Raw genomic sequence first — 248 nt, forward strand, 5'->3', positions numbered from 1 at the left:
CGAGGAGCGGGCTTTTCATTCCTGAAAGTGCCTGCAAGGATCGCCATCGTGGATCGCGCCAAGCTGTTTTCCCTGAGCCAGTACCCACTGCCCCAGCACCTGATCTCACGTGTCATCGGCCGTGTCGCCGCCTGCACCAATCTGTGGGTCAAGAACACCTTCATCGAGCGTTTCATCAAGGCCTACGGTGTCAACATGAACGAGGCGCTCGAGGAGAATCCGCGTGCCTACGCCTGCTTCAATGACTT

1 pseudogene is annotated in these 248 nt (G+C 57.7%); it reads left to right on the top strand.

From position 1 onward, the window contains the following. Positions 1-48 precede the first annotated feature (48 nt). Positions 49-248 (top strand): annotated as a pseudogene (locus R0J88_RS22380) (phosphatidylserine decarboxylase); the annotation flags it as partial.

Source organism: Pseudoalteromonas sp. SIMBA_162 (assembly GCF_046535955.1).
In the GTDB taxonomy this organism is placed as follows: Bacteria; Pseudomonadota; Gammaproteobacteria; order Enterobacterales; family Alteromonadaceae; genus Pseudoalteromonas; species Pseudoalteromonas marina.